The sequence below is a fragment of the Streptomyces sp. V4I8 genome, assembly GCF_041261225.1.
GTDB lineage: Bacteria > Actinomycetota > Actinomycetes > Streptomycetales > Streptomycetaceae > Streptomyces.
Map to the genome: position 1 here is coordinate 3,896,572 of NZ_JBGCCN010000001.1, position 21,407 is coordinate 3,917,978.

Consider the following 21,407-nt stretch of genomic DNA (forward strand, 5'->3'; position numbering starts at 1 on the left):
GATGGCGGCCCCTTCCTGGTTACGGTGCACTCCCTTGACTGGCAGAAACTTCCCGGTTATTGGTGACTTCTCGGAAGTTTCCTTCAGCGCACCACCTCCGGAAGGAGCGCACGTGCCCGACACCAGCACGGGAAGCAGACGAAACGGGAGAAGCACCGGGAGCACGGCAAGCACCGGAAACACCGCCACACCTGCCAGACGTACGGTCCTCGCGGCCACCACCGGCCTCACCACCGCCCTGGCCCTCGGCGGCACCGCCCACGCCGCCGCCCCCGACGACCGGAAACTGCGCGCCCTCATCGCCCGGATGACCCTGCCGGAGAAGGTCGGCCAGCTCTTCGTCATGCGGGTCTACGGCCACTCCGCCACCGCCCCCGACCAGGCCGACATCGACGCCAACCTCAAGGAGATCGGTGTCCGGACGGCCGCCGAACTGATCGCCAGGTACCGAGTGGGCGGCATCATCTACTTCACCTGGGCGCACAACACCCGGGATCCGCATCAGATCGCCGACCTCTCCAACGGCATCCAGAAGGCGTCGCTCACCCAGCCCCGCGGCCTGCCCGTCCTCATCTCCACCGACCAGGAACACGGCATCGTCTGCCGCGTCGGCGAGCCCGCCACCCTCTTCCCGGGCGCCATGGCCATCGGGGCAGGCGGCTCAGGCACCGACGCCCGTACCCTCGGCCGGATCGCCGGACAGGAACTCAAGGCGCTCGGCATCCGGCAGAACTACTCCCCCGTGGCCGACGTGAACGTCAACCCCGCCAACCCGGTCATCGGCGTGCGCTCCTTCGGCGCCGACCCGGACGCGGTGGCCGGCATGGTCGCCGCCGAGGTCGCCGGATACCAGCGCTCGCGACACGACCGGCAGGTCGCGGCCACCGCCAAGCACTTCCCCGGGCACGGCGACACCGCCGTCGACAGCCACTACGGCTTCCCGGTCATCACCCACAGCCGTGAGCAGTGGGAGACCCTGGACGCGCCGCCCTTCCGGGCCGCCGTCCGCGCCGGCATCGACTCGATCATGACCGCCCACATCATGGTCCCGGCCCTCGACGACTCCGGCGACCCGGCCACCCTCTCCCGCCCCATCCTCACCGGCATCCTGCGCGAGGAACTCGGCTACGACGGGCTGGTGGTGACCGACTCGCTCGGCATGGAGGGCGTACGGACGAAGTACGGCGACGACCGCGTCCCCGTCCTCGCGCTCAAGGCGGGCGTGGACCAGCTCCTCAACCCGCCGAACCTCGCCATCGCGTGGAACGCGGTCCTCAAGGCCGTCCAGGACGGCGAGTTGACCGAGGCGCGGCTCGACGAATCGATCCTGCGGGTCCTGCGGCTGAAGGCGAAGCTGCGGCTGTTCGAGGAGCCGTACGTCAGCCAGGGCGGGGTTGACCGCAACGTCGGCACCGCCTCCCACCTCAAGACCGCCGACCGCATCGCCGAGCGGACGACGACGCTGCTGGTCAACGAGGGGCACCTGCTCCCCCTGTCCCGGCGCGCCTGCCCCAGGCTCCTGGTCGTGGGCGCCGACCCGGCCTCCCCGTCCGGCACGACGGGACCGCCGACCGGCGTACTCGCCACCGCCCTCACCGAACTGGGCTTCACGGCGACCGCCCTGTCGACGGGCACGGCACCCTCCTCCAGCACCATCGCCAGGGCCGTCGAGGCGGCTCGGGCGGCGGACGCGGTGGTGGTCGGGACGTACAACGTCACGGCGAGCAGCACACAGAAGACCCTGGTCGAGCAGCTCCTCGCGACGGGGAGGCCGGTGGTGGCGGTGGCGATCCGCAACCCGTACGACGTGGCCCATCTGCCCGCCGTCCAGGCCTGCCTGGCGTCCTACTCCTGGACCGACGTGGAGCTGCGCGCGGCGGCACGGGTGATCGCCGGGCGGGTGTCCCCGCGCGGGAGGCTGCCGGTGCCGGTGCAGCGGGCGGACGATCCGACGCGGGTGCTGTATCCGCTCGGGCACGGGCTGTCGTACGGGCGCGGCCGGTCCGCATAGCACTCCCGCATAGCACTTTGGGCGTAGCGCCCGTACGCCACACAACGGGCGCACTCACCCCCAACCGACGCAAAGGACCCCACATGTCTGGCGTGCGCCCGCTGCGGCGGGTCACGCTGGGCGGGGGTCCCGGGGGGAGTGCGATGCGTAAGCGAAGTGCTGTGGGGGTGGCCTGTGCGTTGCTGGTGCTGCTCGCCGCGTTGTTGACGGGATGCCAGAGTCCGTCGGGGGCGGCGGCTGAGGAGGACGGGCGGCTCGGGGAGAGCGGGAGTTCGAGCGCCGGGCGCAGTGCGGAGCAGGTGACGCCGCCGACCAGGCCCGCCGGGTACGGGGCGGTGTTCCTCGGTGTCGACGAGTGCAGTTCCTTCGGCACGACCAGCTTCACCGAGGTGCCGTGCACCGGTGAACGGGCGGCGGCGCGGGTCGTGGCCCGGCACGACGGCAGAGTGGGCGACGGGCCGCTGTGTCCGGGGACCACGGACTTCGTGCTGCACATCAGCGAACAGAGCCGGACGTCCGACGAGGACGGCGACGGCGCCATCCCGCAGGGCTACGCCTGTATGCGCAACCTGGCCCCGCCCCACCCGGGCGACCCCGGCGGCGGAGGCGGCCCCCGCACGATCGTCGGCGACTGCGTGTACGGCTCCGGGGACGGTCAGGTGCGCGAGACGTCGTGCGACGGCAAGGGGCAGCGGAAGCCTCAGTACGAGGTGACCAAGGCCGTGGACAAGCGGGCCAGGTGCCCTCTGTCGACGGCCCTGTACGTCCAGCTGGGCGGCGAGAAACCGGTGGGCTGCGCGCGGCCGGTGTGAGCGCCGTTCCCGGTGCCGGTCAGCCGCTCCCGGTGCCGGTCAGCTGCGCCCGCTGCCGGTCAGCACAGGATCCACCCCTTGCTCACCGACCCGCTCCCCACCCGGCCCGTCACCCACACGCACCGCTGCCCGGCATGGACGGTGACCGGGCCGGCCCGGCGGCTGTACAGGCCCTCGTCGGTCACCGGGTTGGCCCGGTACGCCTGCACGCTGACCTTCATCGTCTGCAGACGCCCGGGGCGGCGGGGGAAGACGATGGCGCAGACGTGGCCGCGCTTCTTGTAGACGTACAGGGTGCCGGTGGAGAACGGATACGTCTTGACCTTGCGGCCCTCGCAGTGCGTGGGGGCGGCGGCCTGCGCCTGCGTCGGTGCCGCGACCGCGAGCAGTCCGGACGCGGTCAACACCGCCAGACCGACCGCCAGCCGGCGGCGTATCGCACCTCTGTCCACTTGGTTGTCCTCCCCGTACACCGGCGATGAGCGTACTGGTGTACGGACGCACGGCGTACGCCGGATGGTTGCACGGCCGCCACGCCGCCCCCCTATCGGGCCGCCCCCACCGGCTCCTCCGGCTCGGCCTGCCCGAGGAAGGTCCGCCACAGCTCCGCATACCGTCCGCCCCGCGCCAACAGCTCCTCGTGCGTGCCGTCCTCCGCGACCCGACCGCGGGCAGAACCTCCCCCGGTCCCCCTCGCACTGCTCGGCCCTGACGGGCCTCACAGGCTTCGAGCGACTGGCCGGACTCCGTCCGGCACACGACTGACCCGGAGTCACGCCACAGCAGCCTCGGCCTCTGCCTCGCCTATGAAGGTCCGCCACAGCTCCGCATACCGCCCGCCCCGCGCCAACAGCTCCTCGTGCGTGCCGTCCTCCGCGACCCGACCGCGGGCAGAACCTCCCCCGGTCCCCCTCGCACTGCTCGGCCCTGACGGGCCTCACAGGCTTCGAGCGACTGGCCGGACTCCGTCCGGCACACGACTGACCCGGAGTCACGCCACAGCAGCCTCGGCCTCTGCCTCGCCTATGAAGGTCCGCCACAGCTCCGCATACCGCCCGCCCCGCGCCAACAGCTCCTCGTGCGTGCCGTCCTCCGCGACCCGACCGTGGTCCATCACCACGACCCGGTCCGCGCGGGCGGCCGTGGTCAGGCGGTGGGCGACGACGAGGGTCGTACGGCGGCCCGCGAGCCGGTCCGTCGCCTGGTTGACCTGGGCCTCCGTGGCCAGGTCGAGGGCGGCCGTCGCCTCGTCGAGGAGCAGGACGTCGGGGTCGACCAGCTCGGCGCGGGCGAGTGCGATCAGCTGGCGTTGCCCGGCGGAGAGGTTGCGGCCGCGCTCGGCGACCTCGTGGAGGTAGCCGCCGTCGAGGGTGGCGATCATCTCGTGGGCGCCGACCGCGCGGGCCGCCGCCTCCACGTCGGCGTCGGTGGCGTCCGGCCGTCCGTAGGCGATGGCGTCGCGGACGGTGCCCTGGAACAGGTACGCCTCCTGCGGGACGACCCCGAGACGATGGCGGTACGACGTGATGTCCAGGGCGCGCAGGTCCGTGCCGTCGACCGTCACCCGGCCGCCGGTCGGGTCGTAGAAGCGTGCCACCAGCTTGACCAGGGTCGACTTGCCCGCGCCCGTCTCGCCGACGAAGGCGACCGTCTGACCGGCGGGAATCCGCAGGTCGACGTCGCTGAGCGCCGCTTCCGCCTTGTCGGTGCCGCCGTACTGGAAGTGCACGTTCTCGAACGCCACCTCGCCCCGCAGTGACAGCACCTCCAGCGGCTCCTCGGCCGCCTTCGTCGAGGTCGGCTCCCGGAGGAGTTCCTGGATGCGGCCGAGGGAGACCGTGGCCTGCTGGTAGCCGTCGAAGACCTGGGAGAGCTGCTGGACCGGGGCGAAGAACAGGTCGATGTAGAGCAGGTACGCCACCAGCGCACCGGTCGTCAGCGTCGCGGCGTCGATCCGGGCGCCGCCCACGATCAGCACCGCGGCCGCGGCCCCCGACGACAGGAACTGCACGAAGGGGAAGTAGATCGAGATCAGCCACTGGCCCCGGATGCGGGCCTGGCGGTAGCTGTCGCTGCGCTCGGCGAACCGCGCGCCGCCGTCCCGCTCGCGCCGGAAGGCCTGCACGATCCGCAGCCCGGACACCGACTCCTGAAGGTCGGCGTTCACCAACGACACCCGCTCACGGGCGAGTTCGTACGCCTTCACGCTCGCCCGGCGGAAGAAGTAGGTCGCGACGATCAGCGGCGGCAGGGTCGCGAAGACGACGAGCGCGAGCTGGATGTCGAGCACCAGCAGGGCGACCATGATGCCGAAGAAGGTGACGACCGAGACGAAGGCGGTGACCAGGCCGGTCTGGAGGAACGTCGACAGCGCGTCGACGTCCGTCGTCATCCTGGTCATGATCCGGCCGGTCAACTCCCGCTCGTAGTAGTCGAGTCCGAGCCGCTGGAGCTGGGCGAAGATCTTCAGCCGGAGGGAGTACAGGACACGCTCACCGGTGCGTCCGGTCATCCGCGTCTCGCCGATCTGGGCCACCCACTGGGCGGTGACGGCGAGCAGCGCGAGGAGGGACGCCGCCCAGACGGCGCCGAGGGCGGCCTGGGTGACACCCGAGTCGATGCCGTGCCGGATCAGGACGGGCAGCAGCAGACCCATGCCGGCGTCCATGGCGACGAGGCCGAGGCTGATCAGGAGCGGACGCCCGAAGCCTCGTAGCAGCCGCTTCAGGCCGTACGACTCCTCCGGCCGGACCGCACGGGCCTCGTCGATGTCGGGGGTGTCGGCCGCCGGGGGCAGCGCCTCCACCTGGGCGAGGAGTTCGGGGGTGGCCGGGGACTCCGAGAGCGCCAGGTCCTTGGGCTCGCGGTCGCCGGTCCACAGCCGCGGCGTCACCCCGCGCTCGGCGTCGAACTCGGCGTCCAGTTCGTCCCGCACGGAGGTGTCCTCGCGGGGGCAGGCGGGCTGGGCGTGGCCGGGTGAGACGCCGCCGAGTTCGTCGGGGTCGGTGAGGAGGCGGCGGTAGAGGGCGGAGCGCTCCTGGAGTTCCTGGTGGGTGCCGATGTCGGCGAGCCGGCCGGCGTCCAGGACGGCGATGCGGTCGGCGAGGCCGAGGGTGGAGCGCCGGTGGGCGATCAACAGCGTGGTCCGGCCCTCCATGACCTGCTTCAGCGCCTCGTGGATCTCGTGCTCGACGCGGGCGTCCACCGCCGAGGTCGCGTCGTCCAGGACGAGGAGCCGGGGGTCGGTGAGGATCGCGCGGGCGAGGGCGATGCGCTGGCGCTGGCCGCCGGAGAGAGTGAGGCCGTGTTCGCCGACCGTGGTCTCGTAGCCGTCGGGCAGCTCGGCGATGAAACGGTCCGCCTGGGCGGCGCGCGCGGCGGCCTCGATCTGCTCGTCGGTCGCGTCGGGGCGGCCGTAGGCGATGTTGTTGCGGACCGTGTCCGAGAAGAGGAAGGAGTCCTCCGGCACCAGCCCGATGGCGGCCCGCAGCGAGTCGGAGGTCAGCTCCCGGACGTCGTGGCCGCCGACGAGGACGGCGCCGCGTGTGACGTCGTAGAAGCGCGGGAGGAGGAGGGAGACCGTGGACTTGCCGGAGCCGGAGGAGCCGACGACCGCGAGGGTCTCGCCGGGGCGGATCTCGAAGCTGAGCCCGTCGAGGACGGGCGCGGTGGTGCCGGAGGGGTCGTCGTAGCCGAAGGACACGTCGTCGAACTCGACGGTCGCGGGCGCGTCGGCGGGCAGGGCCTTGGTGCCGTCCTTGATCGACGGCTCGGTGTCGATCAGCTCCAGGACGCGCTCGGTGCCCGCCCGCGCCTGCTGCCCCACGGTGAGCACCATGGCGAGCATGCGCACCGGGCCGACCAGCTGGGCGAGGTAGGTCGAGAAGGCGACGAACGTGCCCAGGGTGATGTTCCCGCGCACCGCCAGCCAGCCGCCGACCGCGAGCATGGCGACCTGTCCGAGGGCGGGGACGGCCTGCAGCGCCGGGGTGTACTTCGAGTTGAACCGGACGGTGCGCAGCCGCCCCGCGAAGAGCCGCCGGCTGACCTCCCTGAGCTTCCCGGTCTCCTGCTCCTCCTGCCCGAACCCCTTCACCACGCGTACGCCGCTGACGGCCCCGTCGACCACGCCCGCGACGGCGGCGGCCTGGGCCTGGGCGTACCAGGTGGAGGGGTGCAGCTTGGTCCGGCTGCGCTTGGCGATCCACCACAGGGCGGGGGCGACCGCGAGGGCGACCAGCGTGAGCGGCAGCGACAGCCACGCCATGACGACCAGGGATATCAGGAAGAGCGCGAAGTTCCCGATGGTCATCGGGAGCATGAAGAGCAGGCCCTGGATCAGCTGGAGGTCGCTGGTGGCCCGCCCGACGACCTGCCCGGTGGACAGCTCGTCCTGCCGTCGCCCGTCGAGCCGGGTGATCGTCCCGAACATGTCGGTGCGCAGGTCGTGCTGGACGTCGAGGGCGAGGCGGCCGCCGTAGTAGCGGCGGATGTAGGTGAGGACGTAGACGGCGAGGGCGGCCGCGATCAGCAGGCCGGCCCAGAGGGCCATGCCGCGGGTGTGGTCGCCTATGACGTCGTCGATGATCACCTTGGTGATCAGCGGGACGACGGCCATGACGGCCATGCCCGCGAGGGAGGAGCCCAGGGCCAGGACGACGTCCCTGGGGTAGCGCCACGCGTAGCCCCACAATCGCCGAGCCCATCCCCGTTGCGTCGTCACTCCGGTGCCTTCCGCCAGTCCTGATCTACCGGAAGGCACCAACACGGACAGCCCCGGATTTCATCCCTCCGCAACAAAGCCGGAGGTCGGGGTCAGACGCGTACCCGCAAGTAATAGAAGCGTGTCGTCTGCGCGGCGTTCTGGTTGTCGTCGCTGACCAGCAGCACCTTCAGGCGCCCCTTCGAGTACCCCGTGACCGCCATGCCCTCGATGTTGTCGAGGAGCGGGTTCGGCTGGGGCTGCTTGGCGGTCGCTCCGAGTGACGGGCAGTTCACGAGGTCGGCGAGCAGCGTCTTCTTGATCAGCCGTACGCCGTCCTGCCCCGTCAGGTTCTCGACACCGCTCGTGTCCGTGGCGCGGCGCGGGTCGGCCAGGTAGAGGCGGACCGTGTTGCCGACGCCGGCGGTGAAGCCGCGCTCCAGGACGAGGAGGCGGCCGTCGGGGGTCGCCTGGACCTCGGGGACGCCGAGGCCGGCGTCGGCGCGGTAGGCGTACTGGCGGCCGAGCTCGAAGTGGCCGCCGTGGCCGCCCTTGGTGCGCTGCCAGGTCTGGAAGCGGACGATGTCCGTGCTGTCACCGGAGAGCGCGTACTCCATCGACGCGAGGAGGGTACGGCCGCCGGGGAGCAGGGTCAGGCCCTCGAAGGTGCCGTTGGAGACGGCGCGGCCCGCCGGGGCGACCCGCAACGCGTCCGGCACGGGGAGGCGGTCGAGGATCCTGCCGTCACGGGAGTACCGGCGCACGGAGGGCTCGGTCTCGGAGGAGATCAGCCGGGTGCCGTCCCGGTCGACGACGAGGCCCTCGGAGTCGAGGGCGGCGCCGCTCTCGTCGGCGAGCGGGACGACGCCCTTCGGCGCGAGCGTCCGTGCGTCCAGGGCGAACAGGGACGAACGGTCGGAGACGGCCGCGAGCGACCCGTCCCGGTCCACCGCGAGTGCGGAGAAGTTGCCGACGAAGGTGCCGTCGTACGTCGTCTTGTCGAGCGCGTCGGAGAAGCGGTCGATGGAGACGGAGGGCGAACAGGCGTGGCTGTCCTGCGGGGTGAGGGTGACGGCGTGGGCGTTCGCCGGGCCGACGGCGGTCAGGCACGTGGCCGCCGCCAGGCCCGCGGTGGCTGTCGCGAGTACGGTTCTCAGGCGCATGGGGGTCACCGTAGGACGGGTGGGTGACGCGAGGTAGGCCGCCTCGTGAAGCCTCAGCTCGCGGCCAGGTCCTTGTGGATGACCTTGGCGACGCCCTGAATGGTCGTGATGCCGTAGTTCATGGTGCTGTTGCCGTGGGTGAGCACCGTGATCACATAGTCGTGGCCGCCGCCCTTGAAGGCGCCGACGCTGTGCACCCGCCAGCCCTGGGTGGCGCGTTGCAGCCAGCCGTTCTTGACCGCCACCGTGACGCCGGACGGCACTCCGTACGGGGTGCCCCAGCGCTGGGAGGAGACGACCTGGCCCATCAGCTTCAGGATGTAGGCGCGGGAGTTGTCGCTGAGTATCGCGTTCTTGGCCGTGATGAGCTTCAGCAGCTTCTGCTCGTCGGTGACGGTGATCTGAGTCAGGCCCCAGTAGCCGTTCGCGCCGGGCTTGGTCTGGGTCATGCCGGCGGCCGTGAGGAAGCCCTTGATCTTCGTCAGGCCGAGCTGCTTCCAGAGCGTGCTCGTCGCGGCGTTGTCCGACTTGGTGATCATGGCCTTGGCGAGGGACACCTCACGGTCGGTGAGGTACCGGCCGTGCTTCTTCGCGTCCCACAGCAGCGCGGCCAGCACGGTGACCTTGACGACGCTGGCGGAGTCGAAGGCGCTGGAAGCCCTGAGCGCGCAGGTGGTGTTGGTGGAACGGTCGTAGAGGCCGACGGCGATGGTCCCCTTGCGGTTGGCCAGGGCGGCGGTGACGTCCTTCTTCAGCTTGGCGGCCAGGCCGGCCTTGGCGGAGGTACAGCTGACGGTGGGTGTGGTCGCCGCGGCGGCGGGGCTCGCGCCCGCTATGGACGCTATGACGACGCCGACGCCCACACCGGCCGCGATGCCTGCTCTCGCGCGTACGGAAGCGCGCCTCGACTTCTTGTTCGTTGTCCCGTGGGTCATGTCCCTCTGACCAACGAGCACGCATGAAAGGTTGTACGCGTGATGACCGCCGACGGCGTACTGTCCGTCCCTTCTTGTCTGCTGCACCGCCAGGAGCAGGAGGCCGCGGTGGTGGCGGCGTTGGCGGAGTTGGCGGACGCGGGCTTCGTGGAGACCCTGGACTGGCGGCCGGTCCGGTTCGTGCTCACGGCTGCGGAGGAGCGGGGGCGGGCGGGGGAACGGACCGGATCGGGGGCGTGCCGGTCCCGTGGCCGTCGGCCGAGCGGCAGGTCCACTTCCACCAGGCGTACGAGCCGACGGGCCGCGACCGGCATGACATGGCCCAGTTGCGGCGGGTGTTCGGGGCCGCCACGTATTTCTGATCCCCTTTTCTGATCCCACGGAGGTGCCGCGCCGGTCGTGCGGCCGGGAATCCGGGTGGCTTCCGCCGTGTTCGGCCAACACCCGCTCATCTCCCCTGCTCCTTCAGGAGATCTCGCCCATGTCCCAGCCGGAGATCGATGCCGTCGTGTTCGACGTGCTCGGCACGCTTGTCGACGAACCCGCCGGTATCCGCGCCGGCATTCGTGAACTCGCCCCCTCGCTCGACGAGCCCAGGGTCGAGGAGCTCCTGTCGCTGTGGCACCGGCACATCGACCGCGAGCAACGTCGCATCCTCGACGGCGTCCGGCCTTACCTCACCAGCGACCTCCTCGACCTGGAAGCCGCCCGGCAAGTCGCCGATGCCGCCGGGGTCGACGACCCGGCCGCCGTGGCGGCGCTGGCCCTGTCGGGTCAGAGGCTCCCGCCGTGGCCGGACACCGTGGCAGGGCTCGCCCGACTCGCCGAGCGGTTCCCGTTGATCGGACTCTCCAACGCGAGCCGGAGGGCGCTGCTGGGTCTCAACGCCCACGCCGGATTGCGCTGGCACCAGGCCCTGTCCGCCGAGGACACCCGGACCTACAAGCCGGACCCAGCGGTCTACCAGCTGGCCGTCACCGTCTCCGGCCGACCCCCGGAGCGGCTCCTGATGGTCGCCGCCCACGCCTGGGACCTGCGCGGAGCACAGAACCTCGGCCTGCGCACCGCGTACGTGGCACGCCCTGTCGGCGACCCGCCCACTTTCTCGGACCGGTTCGACCTGCACGCCGACGGCCTGGCCGACCTGGCCGGCCAACTCGACCGCGCGTAGGGGCGCCCGGCGCCCTTTGCCGACCCCTTGGTGAATTCACAGGAAAGGGCCAGGTCCGGCACAGCGCGTACCCACCCCCGCTTTGGAGCATGCCCGGGTGACATCAGCCACCGATCCCCACCCCCACACGACCGTGACCCCCGACGTGCCACCGCAGGCCCCACCGGCGGCACCGCCCGCGGCACCCCCGGACAAGGCACCGCGCTGGTCGCTCCCCGCGCTGATCGCGATCCTGATCCTGGCGGCGGTGCTGTACTCCTGGAACCTCTCCGGCTCCGGCCTGAACAGCTTCTACAGCGCGGCCGTCCTGAGCGGCACGCAGAGCTGGAAGGCATGGTTCTTCGGGTCGCTGGACGCGGGCAACTTCCTCACCGTCGACAAGCCGCCGTTCGCCCTGATGGTCATGGGCCTGTCGTGCCGCATCTTCGGCTACGGCACCTGGCAGATGATGCTGCCGATGATCCTGGTCGCGCTGGCGTCGATCTGGATCGTGCACGCCTCGGTGAAGCGGGTATGGGGCCACGGCGCGGCGACGGTCGCCGCGCTGGTGCTGGCCCTGACGCCGATCACGGTCGCCATCAACCGTGACAACAACCCCGACACGCTGCTGGTGTTCCTGATGGCCGGCGGCGCGGCGCTCGCCCTGCGGGCCGTCCACAACGGCAGGTTGCTGCCGCTGGTCGGCTCGGCGGTGTGCTTCGGACTCGCGTTCAACACGAAGATGCTGCAGGGCTACATCGCGTTGCCCGCCGTCTTCGCGGTCTACCTGTACGCGGCCGAGCCGAAGCTCGGGAAGCGGATCGTCAACCTGCTCATCGCCGGTGTCGCGCTCGCCGTCTCCAGCTTCTGGTGGGCGGCGGCGGTGTCGCTCGTGCCGGCCGACGAACGCCCGTACATCGGCGGTTCGACGGACGGCACGGCCTGGGATCTGATCATGGGCTACAACGGCCTGGGCCGGATCCTCGGCGGCGAGGGAAACGGCGGAGGCGGCGGAGGCGGCGGAGGCGGCTTCTCCGGGACCGCGGGGATCGGCCGGCTCTTCAACGACATCCTCGGCGGCCAGATCTCCTGGCTGATCCCCTTCGCGGCCATCGCCTGCGTCGGCGGACTCGTGCTGTGCGGGCGTGCCCCGCGCACCGACCTCACCCGCGCCGCGCTGCTGATGTGGGGCGGCTGGACCGCGCTGCACTATCTGACCTTCGCGATGGCCGAGGGCACGATGCACCCGTACTACACGACCGCGCTCGCCCCGGGCATCGCGGCGCTGTGCGGAGGCGGCGGAGTGATGCTGCTGCGCGCGTTCCGCGCCGACAAGCGGTGGGCGTGGGTGCTGCCGGCGGGCCTGGCGGTCACGGCGGTCTGGGCCGTCGTCCTCCTGCGGCGGGCCTCCGGCTGGAACACCTGGCTGTGGCCGGCGATCGCCGTCGTCATGGCGCTGGCGATCGTGGGGCTGCTCGTCTTCCGGTCCGCTTCCGGCAACCGGCTGCGGCTGCGGCTGCTGGCGGCTTCCGTGACGGCGGCGGTCGTCGCTGCGGTGGCGGGCCCGGCGGCGTACGCCTGGTCGGTGCCGTCCGGTTCGGGCGGCGGCATGGGCGGTACGAACCCGACGGCCGGCCCCTCGACGGGGAGCGGCTTCGGCGGCGGTCCCGGTGGGGGCGGTGGCGGCGGCCGGGGTGGCTTCGGCGGCGGTGAGATGCCGGGGGGCGGCCCCCAGCAGGGCGGCCAGACCGGCCAGGCCGGTGGCCAGACCGGCCAGGCTCCCGGCGGCACCGGCGAGATGGGCGGTACGCCCCCGAACGGCACCGCCAACGGCGGTACGGCCCCCGAGGGTACGGCCCCTGGTGGCACGGCCCCCGGCGGAACAGGCCCCGGCAACAGCGGCACGGCCCCCGGCGGCATGGCCGGCGGAGGCTTCGGCGGCGGAGGCTTCGGCGGCGGAGGCTTCGGCGGCGGAGGCGGCGGTATGGGCGGCGGCGCGAGCACCGAGCTCATCACGTACCTCAAGAAGCACCAGGACGGCGCCAAGTGGCTGCTGGCGGTGTCGAGTTCGCAGAGCGCGGCCCAGCTGATCCTCAGCAGCGGCGAGCCCGTCATCTCCATGTGGGGCTGGTCCGGCAGCGACAAGGCGATGACCCTGGCCAAGCTCAAGGAGCTGGTGAAGAACGGCGAGCTGCACTACATCCAGATCGGCGGCGGCATGGGCGGCGGCCCCGGCGGCGGCAGCGACGTCAGCTCCGCGGTCACGGAGTGGGTGCAGAAGAACGGGACGGCGGTGAAGGAGAGCGAGTACAGCTCGGCTTCCAGCTCCACCACGAACCCGGACTCCAGCTCGGACAGCTCCTCGCAGACCAACCAGTCCACCGTCTACCGCCTGGACCCGTCGGACGTCAGCTGACCCCGCCGCCTCCCCGCTCGACGGCCCCTGGCTCAAGCCAGGGGCCGTTTTGGCGTCAACTATCGCACCCATGCCCTGATTTGCCGTTTCCCGTCACCCAATGGACACGTGCAAGCCCTCGACACCACCGCATGTCCATGCCACTCTCCCGTTTGCCGCCTCCATTCAACCCGCGTAGATGGGACACCCCACATGCTGGCGACACGCATACGCCCTCGCTGGAAGTCAGTGGCGCTGACGACGGCCGCCGTCCTGGTCGGCCTCACCCCGGCGCTGACCGCGACCCCCGCCGCGGCGACGACGACGGCGTACGACGACACGTACTACGCCGACGCGATCGGCAAGACCGGCACGGCCCTGAAGGACTCGCTGCACACGATCATCAGCGACCAGACGAAGATCTCGTACTCGGCGGTCTGGAACGCGCTGAAGGCCGCCGACCAGGACCCGAACAACAGCAGCAACGTGCTCCTGCTGTACAGCGGCGTCTCCCGCAGCAAGTCCCTCAACGGCGGCAGCACCGGCAACTGGAACCGCGAGCACACTTGGGCCAAGTCCCACGGCGACTTCGGCGAGGTCACCGGTCCCGGCACGGACCTGCACCACCTGCGCGCCTGTGACGTCCAGGTCAACAGCATCCGCGGCAACCTGGACTTCGACAACGGCGGCAGCAGCGTCACCAACGGCGGCGGCAGCCTCGTCGACTCCGACTCCTTCCAGCCGCGCGCCGCGGACAAGGGCGACGTGGCCCGCATGATCCTCTACATGGCCGTGCGCTACGAGGGTGACGACGGCTTCGCCGACCTGGAGCCCAACGAGAAGGTGGGCAACGGCAGCAACCCGTACATGGGCAAGCTCTCCATCCTCAAGCAGTGGAACGAGCAGGACCCGCCGAGCGCCTTCGAAGAGCGTCGCAACGAGGTCATCTACGACTCCTACCAGCACAACCGCAACCCGTTCATCGACCACCCGGAGTGGGTCGAGGCGATCTGGTAGGCGACCGGGCTCTGTTCGGTCGCCGTGGACGCGCCAGGGACCCCGTCGGCCCCCGGCGCGTTCCGTCACCACCTGTACAGCGGAATGACCTGCGCCGATCCGATGCCGTTGACCCGGCTATGAAGAAGATCAGCGCGCTCGCCGCGTGCACCATGGCAGCCCTCGTACTCGCCGCCCCCGCCCCGGCTCACGCCGACGACGGCGACCGGGGCCGTATCACCATCGCCGGCCACTCCGCCCCCAACCTCTGCCGGGCAGCACTCGCGCTCGTCCCCTGGGCCGTACCGGTGACCGGCCCCGCGGTGGACGACGCCTGCTACGACCGCGACCACATCCACTACGCGAGCGACCAGGGCCTCTGAGGCATCACGTCGTGAGGTGCGTCGGCGCGAACATCCGCAGCACCGCCGGGAGGACGACCACCGACGGGCCGGGGGTCTGAAGCGCCTTCGCCAGCTCCGCCTCCAGCGTCTCCGGGGTCGTACGGACCCCGGGGACGCCGAACGACTCCGCCAGCGCCACATAGTCCGGCCGCGTCAGCTCCGTCGCCGTCGGCTGGCCGAAGGCGTCCGTCATGTACTCGCGCAGGATGCCGTAGCCGCCGTCGTCGACGATGAGCCAGGTGACGTCCAGGTCGTACTGCCGGGCTGTGGCCAGTTCGGCGATCGAGTAGAGGGCGCCTCCGTCGCCGGACACCGCGAGGACCGGGCGCGTCGGGTCCGCGACCGCGCCGCCGAGTGCCGCCGGGAAGCCGTAGCCGAGGCCGCCGGCGCCCTGGGCGGAGTGCATGTGGTTGGGGCCCTTGGCGTCGAAGGCCGACCAGGCCCAGTAGGCGAGGATCGTCATGTCCCAGAAGGACGGGGAGTCGGCGGGGAGGGCGCGGCGGACCGACGCCAGCACCTGCTGTTCCAGGGTGAGTTCCTGGGCGGCGATGCGGGCGGCGACCTTTTCCAACACCGCGCGCACGCGCTCCGGTGCCCCCGCGTCCGCCCGCTCCGTCACCGTCTCCAGCAGCGCCTGCAGGGCGAGGCGCGCGTCCGCGTGGATGCCCAGCGCCTGGTGGTTGGACTCCAGCTTGCCGAGGTCGGCCTCGATCTGGACGACCCGGCCCCGCGGCTTGAACGTGTGGTAGTTCGAGGAGAGTTCGCCGAGGCCGGAGCCGACGACGAGGAGTACGTCCGCGTCCTCCAGGAAGTCCGTGGTGTGCCGGTCCTCGATCCAGGACTGGAGGGACAGGGGGTGCGTCCAGGGGAACGCGCCCTTTCCGCCGGGGGTCGTGACCACCGGCGCCTGGAGTATCTCGGCGAGCCGCCGAAGCTTGCCCGACGCGTCAGCCCGTACCACTCCCCCGCCCGCGATGATCGCCGGACGGGCGGCACGCGACAGCAGGTCGGCGGCCACCGCCGTCAGTTCGGGACGCGGCGGCAGCTCCTCCGGGAACGCGTCGCCTCCCGTCACCACCGGGATCGACGTCTCGGCCAGCAGCACGTCCTGCGGGATCTCCACCCACACCGGTCCGTGCGGGGCCGTCAGCGCCGACTTCCAGGCCGCCTCGATCGCAGAGGGGATCTGGGACTGGGTGCGGACCGTGTGGACCGACTTCACCACGCCCCTGAACGACGCCGCCTGGTCCGGGAGTTCGTGGAGGTAGCCGTGGCGGCCGCCGCCGAGTCCCGCCGTCGGGATCTGGCTGCTGATCGCCAGCACGGGGGCCGACGCCGCGGCCGCCTCCTGGAGCGCGGCCAGCGAGGTCAGCGCCCCCGGGCCCGTCGACAGCAGCAGCGGGGCCGCCTCGCCCGTGATCCGGCCGTACGCGTCCGCCGCGAACCCGGCGTTGTTCTCCACCCGCAGCCCGATGTACCGCAGGTCGGAGCGCCGGAGTGCGTCGAACATGCCCAGGGCGTGCTGGCCGGGCAGCCCGAAGACGGTCGTCGCGCCGAGCCCGGCCAGCGTCTCCACGACCAGGTCTCCGCCGTTGCGGCCGGCGGGAGGATTCAGAGCAGCGGCGGTCTGCGCCTCCGTCGGGCGGAGCACCAGGTCGTGGTCGTGGGTCACTTGCCCTCGTTCTCCTCACGGGCCGCCGCGATCTGGCGGGACATGATCGTGGTCAGTTCGTACGCCGTGTGGGACGCGGCCACCGACGTGATCTCGGCGTGATCGTACGCGGGCGCCACCTCGACGACATCGGCCGAGACCAGGTTGCACCCGGCCAGACCGCGCAGGATCTCCAGCAGCTCCCTCGACGTCATACCGCCCGCCTCGGGGGTGCCGGTGCCGGGGGCGTGCGCCGGGTCGAGGCAGTCGATGTCGATGGAGATGTAGAGGGGGCCGGTCGCCGATGCGCTGGCGCAGCTGGTCCGCGACCTCGTCGGCGCCGCGCCGGTAGACGTCCGCCGAGGTAACGATGCCGAAGCCCATCTTCTCGTCGTCGGTCAGGTCCTGCTTGCCGTACAGCGGGCCGCGGATGCCGACGTGGGAGAGGGCGGAGGTGTCGAGGATGCCCTCCTCCACCGCGCGCCGGAAGGGCGTGCCGTGGGTGTACTCGGCGCCGAAGTACGTGTCCCAGGTGTCGAGGTGGGCGTCGAAGTGGAGCAGGGCGACCGGGCCGTGCTTCTTCGCCACCGAGCGCAGCAGCGGCAGCGCGATGGTGTGGTCGCCGCCCAGGGTCATCAGGCGGGCGCCCGTGCCGATCAGCTCGTCGGCGGCCGCCTCGACCGTCTCGACGGCCTCGTTGATGTTGAAGGGGTTCACGGCGATGTCGCCGCCGTCCGCCACCTGGGCGAGGGCGAACGGGGAGGCGTCCTGCGCCGGGTTGTACGGGCGCAGGAGCCGGGACGCCTCGCGGATCGCGTTGCCGCCGAAGCGGGCGCCCGGCCGGTACGAGACCCCCGAGTCGAACGGCACGCCGACCACGGCCACGTCGGCCCGGCCGACCTCGTCGAGGCGGGGCAGCCGGGCGAAGGTCGCGGGTCCGGCGTACCGCGGGATGCGGGAGGAGTCGACGGGGCCGCGGGGTGTCTCGTTGCCAGTCATCGTGAAATGCCTTCTTTCCTACGCTTCGTCGCGTATGTACTTCCGCCTGTGACTCTACTGGGGAGCCGGCACCGGTTCGGACACGAGTTCGGAGTTCCGCCCGGCGAGGCGCTCACGCCAGGCGGCGAGGACGGCCGCGTCGGTCGGCCTTGTCATCAAGGAGACGGCGATGTACGCGGCGAGGGAAGACAGCAGGCCGTAGTAGACGGGCTCGTTGGCCAGGATGCCGTAGGTCGCCATCAGGCCGATGACGGCGAGACCGCCCACCGCGACGGAGGCGAGCGCGCCCTGGGCCGTGCCCCGCTTCCACAGCAGTCCGCCGAGGATCGGGACGAGGAGTCCGCCGACGAGCAGGTTGTACGCCACCGTCAGCGCCTCGACGACGTTGTTCAGCGCGATGGCCGTACCGATCACGGCGAGGCCCATGAGGAGGATGAAGGCGCGGTTGCCCCGCACCTCGTCACGCTCCCCGGTCGCGACCCTCCCCCGCAGTCGCGACCAGATGTCGTGGTTGGCGACGGTCGCGCAGGCGATGAGCGCGCCGGAGGAGGTCGACATCACGGCGGCGAGGGCGGCGGCCAGCACCAGTCCCCGTACGCCGACCGGGAGTTCGTCCTTGACGATGGTCGCGAAGGCGTCGTCCGCGCTGCCGAGCCTGGGGTAGAGCACCTTGGCCGCCGTACCGATGACGGCGCCGGCGAGGGCGTAGACGAGACAGTAGGTGCCGGCGACGGTGCCGCCCCACTTGGCCGTCCTGTCGCTGCGGGCGGTGAACACGCGCTGCCAGATGTCCTGCCCGATGAGCATGCCGAAGGTGTAGATCAGGACATAGGTGAAGATCGTCTCGCCGCCGATGCCCAGCGGGTCGAAGTACTCGGTCGGCAGCTGCGCCTTCATCTCGCTGAACCCACCGGCTTTGACGACGGCGATGGGGAGCAGGAGCAGCAGCACCCCGACCGTCTTCACCACGAACTGCACCATGTCGGTGAGAGTGATCGACCACATGCCGCCGAGCGTCGAGTAGGCGACGACGACCGAGCCGCCGAGGACGATCGCGACCGTGCGGTTCATGTCGAACAGGACGTCGAAGATCGTGGCGTAGGCGATGGTCGACGTGACGGCGAGCATGAGGGTGTACGCCCACATGACGAGACCGGAGATGACGCCGGCCCGGCCGCCGTAGCGCAGGTCGAGCATCTCGGAGACGGTGTAGACCTTCAGGCGGGCGATGCGGGCGGAGAAGAAGACGGAGAGAGCGAGGAGCCCGAGGCCGATGGTGAACACCATCCAGGCACCGGAGAGCCCGTACTGGTAGCCGAGCCCGACGCCGCCGATCGTGGACGCGCCGCCGAGGACGATCGCGGCCATGGTGCCGGAGTACATCGTCGGGCCGAGCCGCCGCCCGGCGACCAGGAACTCGCTCTTGGACTTGGCGCGGCGCATGCCCCACCAGCCCATGGCCAGCATGCCGGCCAGATAGACGACGATGACTGTGTAGTCGACGGCCACGGGGACCTCCCTCAATCGAACGTTCGAGTCGCCGGGGGGTGACAGACGTCGACACTAGGTGGCCGGAAAGCGACTGCGAAGTGTACGTTTCATCCAGTCGCGGTTGCATGACTGGAGGAACCATCCACATGCCGGACCCAGCCGTTCCGCCCACCCCGCCGGTACCGCTCTCGGCGCTCCTGGCCCGCGAGGACCTGGGCCTGCGCCAGATCGCCGGCCCGACGGCCGAGGACACGGACGCGGACACGGAGACGGCCATCCACTGGGCGCACACCTCGGAAATGGCCGATCCCTATCCCTATCTGCTGGGCGGCGAGCTGCTGCTGACGGCCGGGGTGCACATCCCGGAGGCGGCGGGTTCGGGGACGTACTTCGACGACTACGTGGCGCGGATCGTGGCGGCGGGCGGCGCGGCCCTCGGCTTCGGGCTCGCCCCGGTGCACGACACGGTGCCGCGCGCCCTGGTGGCGGCCTGCGACGCGTACGGCCTCCCCCTCCTGGAGGTGCCGCCCCGGACGACCTTCTCGGGCGTGGCCCGCGCGGTCTGGCAGCTCATGGCCCGGGCCCGCCACGCCGAACTGCGCCGCGTGACGGAGGCCCAGCAGAGCCTGGCCGCGGCGGCCTCCCGCCCGGATCCGCTACGGGCGGTGCTACGGCAGCTGGCGCAGCGGGTGGCGGGCTGGGCGGTGCTGTACGGGCCGGAGGGGGCGGTGATCGGGGAGGCGGGGCGGGAGGCACCGGGCGACGCGGTGCGGGCGGCACTGGCGGAGCTGGCGGGAGTGGTACGGCCGGTGGTCACGCCGCCCGTGGGAGCGGCCGGCCGCGAGAGCGCACGGCAGCCCGGCGGCCCGGAAGCCGTCCGGGCCGCTCCCGCCCCGGACGCGGCGGGAGCGGCCGACCGCGCCCCCGCAGGCCGGGCCGGCCGCCTCGAAGCCGCACGTCCGGGCGACGGAGCACCCGCCGCCCGTCCGTCCGCGCCTCCCGCCTCCGCCACCGACACCATCGCCGGCACCCACCTCGCCGCCTACGCCCTCGGCGCCGGCCGGGGCTTCGTCCTCGGGGTCGCCGCCCCGCACCGGGACCCCGGCGACCACACCATCGCCTCCGTCGCCGCCGTGCTGCTCTCCCTCCTCACCGGCGAGCACCAGAGCGGCTCGGGAGCGGCCCGCTCGTCGGCGCTGGTACGGCTGCTGCTGGGTGCCGAGCCGCAGTCGGTGGCCCCGCTCCTCGGCACCGACCGCTGGCTCGTGGTGCACGGCCGCCCCGACAGCCAGCCCTGCGACGCCGTGGCGGCCTCCGCGCTGGGCGCGGCCCTCGGCTCCCCGCTGGTCGACCTCGCGCAGGACGTCGTCCGCGTCCTCGCCCCGGCGGACCGCGAACCGACCCCGCAGCCCGGCTGGACCCTGGGCGTGAGCGCCCCCGCGACCGCCGAGAACTGGCCGACGGCCGACACCCAGGCGGCCCGGGCCCTGTCCCGCGCCCGGGCCACCCGCACGCCCCTGTTCCGGCACGGCACCCACCGCCCGGCCCTCACGGACCTCCTCTCCCCCGACGAGGCGCAGTCCCACGCCCGCGCACTCCTCGCGCCCCTCACCGCGCCCCTCACGGAGACCCTGCGCACCTGGCTCTCCCTGCACGGCAGTTGGGACCGCACGGCCGTCGCCCTGTCCGTGCACCGCAACACGGTCCGCCAACGGATCGCCCGGTGCGCGGCCCTCCTCGACACGGACCTGGACGACCCTGACGTACGCATGGAGTTGTGGTTCGCCCTGCGCCACGGCGAACGGTGAGCCACGGTGCTCCGCACCGAGCGGTGATTCGTACAGTGACCCGCGTCGCACGCGCCCCGGACTCGGGCGTTCCCACAGTTGTCTGCCTCACAATGGGAGGCATGCCGATACCCGGGACACCCAGCCGCGCCGAGCTCGTCGACCACCTCGTCAGAACCCGCATCGCGGGCGACGTCGCGACGCCCCGCGAGAACAACCTCTCCCACTACCGCCAGCTGGCGAACGGCAACCGCCACTACTGGCTCGGCCTGGAGCTCGGCGAACGCTGGACCGACGAGCAGGACGTGCTCGCGGTGATGGCCGAGCGCGTCGGCGTGAACGACGACGCGGAGCACCGCCACGGCCAGGACACCATCGACCCCGAGCTGACGGTGGCCGCCCTGGAGCGGATGGCGGCCCGCCTGCGCAAGGCGGCCGACGGGCAGCAGCGGGTGCTGTTCGCGACGGGCCACCCGGGCGGCCTGCTGGACGTCCACCGCGCCACCGCCGCCGCTCTGCGCACGGCCGGCTGCGAGATCGTCGTCATCCCGGAGGGCCTCCAGACGGACGAGGGCTACGTCATGCAGTTCGCCGACGTGGCTGTCCTCGAACACGGCGCCACCCTCTGGCACACCCACTCCGGCGACCCGATGAAGGCCATCCTGACCGGACTCGAGCGCGAGGAGCGTCCGCTGCCGGACCTGGTCGTCGCCGACCACGGCTGGGCGGGATACGCCGGGCAGCACGGCGTGGACTCCGTCGGGTACGCGGACTGCAACGACCCGGCGCTGTTCCTCGCGGAGGCGGAGGGCACGGTGCAGGTGGTGGTGCCGCTGGACGACCACGTGGTCAGCCCGCGTCACTACGACCCGATGACGGCGTTCCTGCTGGCGGAGGCGGGGCTCGACTAG

At 71.8% G+C, this 21,407-nt stretch carries 14 protein-coding genes and 2 pseudogenes; 9 read left to right on the plus strand and 7 right to left on the minus strand.

Features of this window, described 5'->3' with window-relative positions:
- Positions 1-112: 112 nt before the first annotated feature.
- Both ABIE67_RS17680 and ABIE67_RS17685 read left to right on the plus strand, forming a co-directional pair.
- Positions 113-2,011 (plus strand): glycoside hydrolase family 3 protein, encoded by a 1,899-nt coding sequence (locus tag ABIE67_RS17680; RefSeq protein WP_370258337.1) that lies wholly within the window; start codon positions 113-115, stop codon positions 2,009-2,011.
- A gap of 143 nt (positions 2,012-2,154) precedes the next feature.
- Positions 2,155-2,823 carry a hypothetical protein gene (locus ABIE67_RS17685; protein ID WP_370258341.1) on the plus strand — a complete coding sequence of 223 codons (669 nt, stop codon included), beginning with the start codon at positions 2,155-2,157 and terminating at the stop codon, positions 2,821-2,823.
- 59 nt (positions 2,824-2,882) lie between these two features.
- Here ABIE67_RS17685 and ABIE67_RS17690 read toward each other — a convergent pair whose 3' ends face one another.
- The 4 genes from ABIE67_RS17690 to ABIE67_RS17705 all read right to left on the minus strand — a co-directional run bounded on the left by ABIE67_RS17690 (position 2,883) and on the right by ABIE67_RS17705 (position 9,623).
- Positions 2,883-3,275, minus strand: coding sequence for a hypothetical protein (locus tag ABIE67_RS17690; protein WP_370258345.1), 393 nt, complete (start codon positions 3,273-3,275; stop codon positions 2,883-2,885).
- Positions 3,276-3,814: 539 nt separating this feature from the next.
- The gene (locus ABIE67_RS17695; RefSeq protein WP_370258349.1) at positions 3,815-7,546 is read right to left on the minus strand and encodes an ABC transporter ATP-binding protein; all 3,732 of its coding nucleotides are present in this window, start codon (positions 7,544-7,546) and stop codon (positions 3,815-3,817) included.
- A gap of 92 nt (positions 7,547-7,638) precedes the next feature.
- Positions 7,639-8,688, minus strand: a complete 1,050-nt coding sequence (locus tag ABIE67_RS17700; protein WP_370258352.1) for an esterase-like activity of phytase family protein — start codon at positions 8,686-8,688, stop codon at positions 7,639-7,641.
- A 53-nt stretch (positions 8,689-8,741) separates the two neighbouring features.
- A complete protein-coding gene (locus tag ABIE67_RS17705; RefSeq protein ID WP_370258355.1) occupies positions 8,742-9,623 on the minus strand; it encodes a serine hydrolase in 882 nt (293 codons plus the stop codon).
- A 78-nt stretch (positions 9,624-9,701) separates the two neighbouring features.
- Here ABIE67_RS17705 and ABIE67_RS17710 point away from each other — a divergent pair.
- From ABIE67_RS17710 to ABIE67_RS17730, 5 genes and pseudogenes are all read left to right on the plus strand, one after another.
- A pseudogene (locus ABIE67_RS17710) lies at positions 9,702-9,985 on the plus strand (amino acid transporter); the annotation flags it as partial.
- Between the two features lie 119 nt (positions 9,986-10,104).
- Positions 10,105-10,794, plus strand: a complete 690-nt coding sequence (locus ABIE67_RS17715; RefSeq protein ID WP_370258357.1) for a haloacid dehalogenase type II — start codon at positions 10,105-10,107, stop codon at positions 10,792-10,794.
- A 97-nt stretch (positions 10,795-10,891) separates the two neighbouring features.
- Positions 10,892-13,189 (plus strand): ArnT family glycosyltransferase, encoded by a 2,298-nt coding sequence (locus tag ABIE67_RS17720; protein ID WP_370258360.1) that lies wholly within the window; start codon positions 10,892-10,894, stop codon positions 13,187-13,189.
- A gap of 192 nt (positions 13,190-13,381) precedes the next feature.
- Positions 13,382-14,185, plus strand: coding sequence for an endonuclease I family protein (locus tag ABIE67_RS17725; RefSeq protein ID WP_370258361.1), 804 nt, complete (start codon positions 13,382-13,384; stop codon positions 14,183-14,185).
- A 119-nt stretch (positions 14,186-14,304) separates the two neighbouring features.
- Positions 14,305-14,547, plus strand: a complete 243-nt coding sequence (locus ABIE67_RS17730) for a hypothetical protein (protein WP_370258363.1) — start codon at positions 14,305-14,307, stop codon at positions 14,545-14,547.
- Positions 14,548-14,551: 4 nt separating this feature from the next.
- Here ABIE67_RS17730 and ABIE67_RS17735 read toward each other — a convergent pair whose 3' ends face one another.
- From ABIE67_RS17735 to ABIE67_RS17745, 3 genes and pseudogenes are all read right to left on the minus strand, one after another.
- The gene (locus tag ABIE67_RS17735; protein ID WP_370258364.1) at positions 14,552-16,240 is read right to left on the minus strand and encodes a thiamine pyrophosphate-binding protein; all 1,689 of its coding nucleotides are present in this window, start codon (positions 16,238-16,240) and stop codon (positions 14,552-14,554) included.
- Positions 16,237-17,218: pseudogene (gene speB / locus ABIE67_RS17740) on the minus strand (agmatinase). The gene ABIE67_RS17735 and the pseudogene speB overlap by 4 nt, the downstream one beginning before the upstream one ends.
- A 54-nt stretch (positions 17,219-17,272) precedes the next feature.
- Positions 17,273-18,727, minus strand: coding sequence for a sodium:solute symporter (locus ABIE67_RS17745; RefSeq protein WP_370258367.1), 1,455 nt, complete (start codon positions 18,725-18,727; stop codon positions 17,273-17,275).
- Positions 18,728-18,855: 128 nt separating this feature from the next.
- On the opposite strand from ABIE67_RS17745, the gene ABIE67_RS17750 reads away from it, so the two are divergent.
- On the plus strand, positions 18,856-20,517 hold the full coding sequence (locus ABIE67_RS17750) for a helix-turn-helix domain-containing protein (RefSeq protein WP_370258370.1): 1,662 nt from the start codon (positions 18,856-18,858) through the stop codon (positions 20,515-20,517).
- Between the two features lie 101 nt (positions 20,518-20,618).
- Positions 20,619-21,407, plus strand: a complete 789-nt coding sequence (locus tag ABIE67_RS17755; RefSeq protein WP_370258373.1) for a phosphatase — start codon at positions 20,619-20,621, stop codon at positions 21,405-21,407.

Excerpts from the sequence above, each read along its gene's own strand:
- ABIE67_RS17730 (WP_370258363.1), top strand. The coding sequence starts at position 14,305 with ATGAAGAAGATCAGCGCGCTCGCCGCGTGCACCATGGCAGCCCTCGTA.
- ABIE67_RS17750 (WP_370258370.1), top strand. The coding sequence starts at position 18,856 with ATGCCGGACCCAGCCGTTCCGCCCACCCCGCCGGTACCGCTCTCGGCG.
- ABIE67_RS17705 (WP_370258355.1), bottom strand. The coding sequence starts at position 9,623 with ATGACCCACGGGACAACGAACAAGAAGTCGAGGCGCGCTTCCGTACGC.
- ABIE67_RS17700 (WP_370258352.1), bottom strand. The coding sequence starts at position 8,688 with ATGCGCCTGAGAACCGTACTCGCGACAGCCACCGCGGGCCTGGCGGCG.
- ABIE67_RS17715 (WP_370258357.1), top strand. The coding sequence starts at position 10,105 with ATGTCCCAGCCGGAGATCGATGCCGTCGTGTTCGACGTGCTCGGCACG.
- ABIE67_RS17685 (WP_370258341.1), top strand. The coding sequence starts at position 2,155 with ATGCGTAAGCGAAGTGCTGTGGGGGTGGCCTGTGCGTTGCTGGTGCTG.
- ABIE67_RS17755 (WP_370258373.1), top strand. The coding sequence starts at position 20,619 with ATGCCGATACCCGGGACACCCAGCCGCGCCGAGCTCGTCGACCACCTC.
- ABIE67_RS17725 (WP_370258361.1), top strand. The coding sequence starts at position 13,382 with ATGCTGGCGACACGCATACGCCCTCGCTGGAAGTCAGTGGCGCTGACG.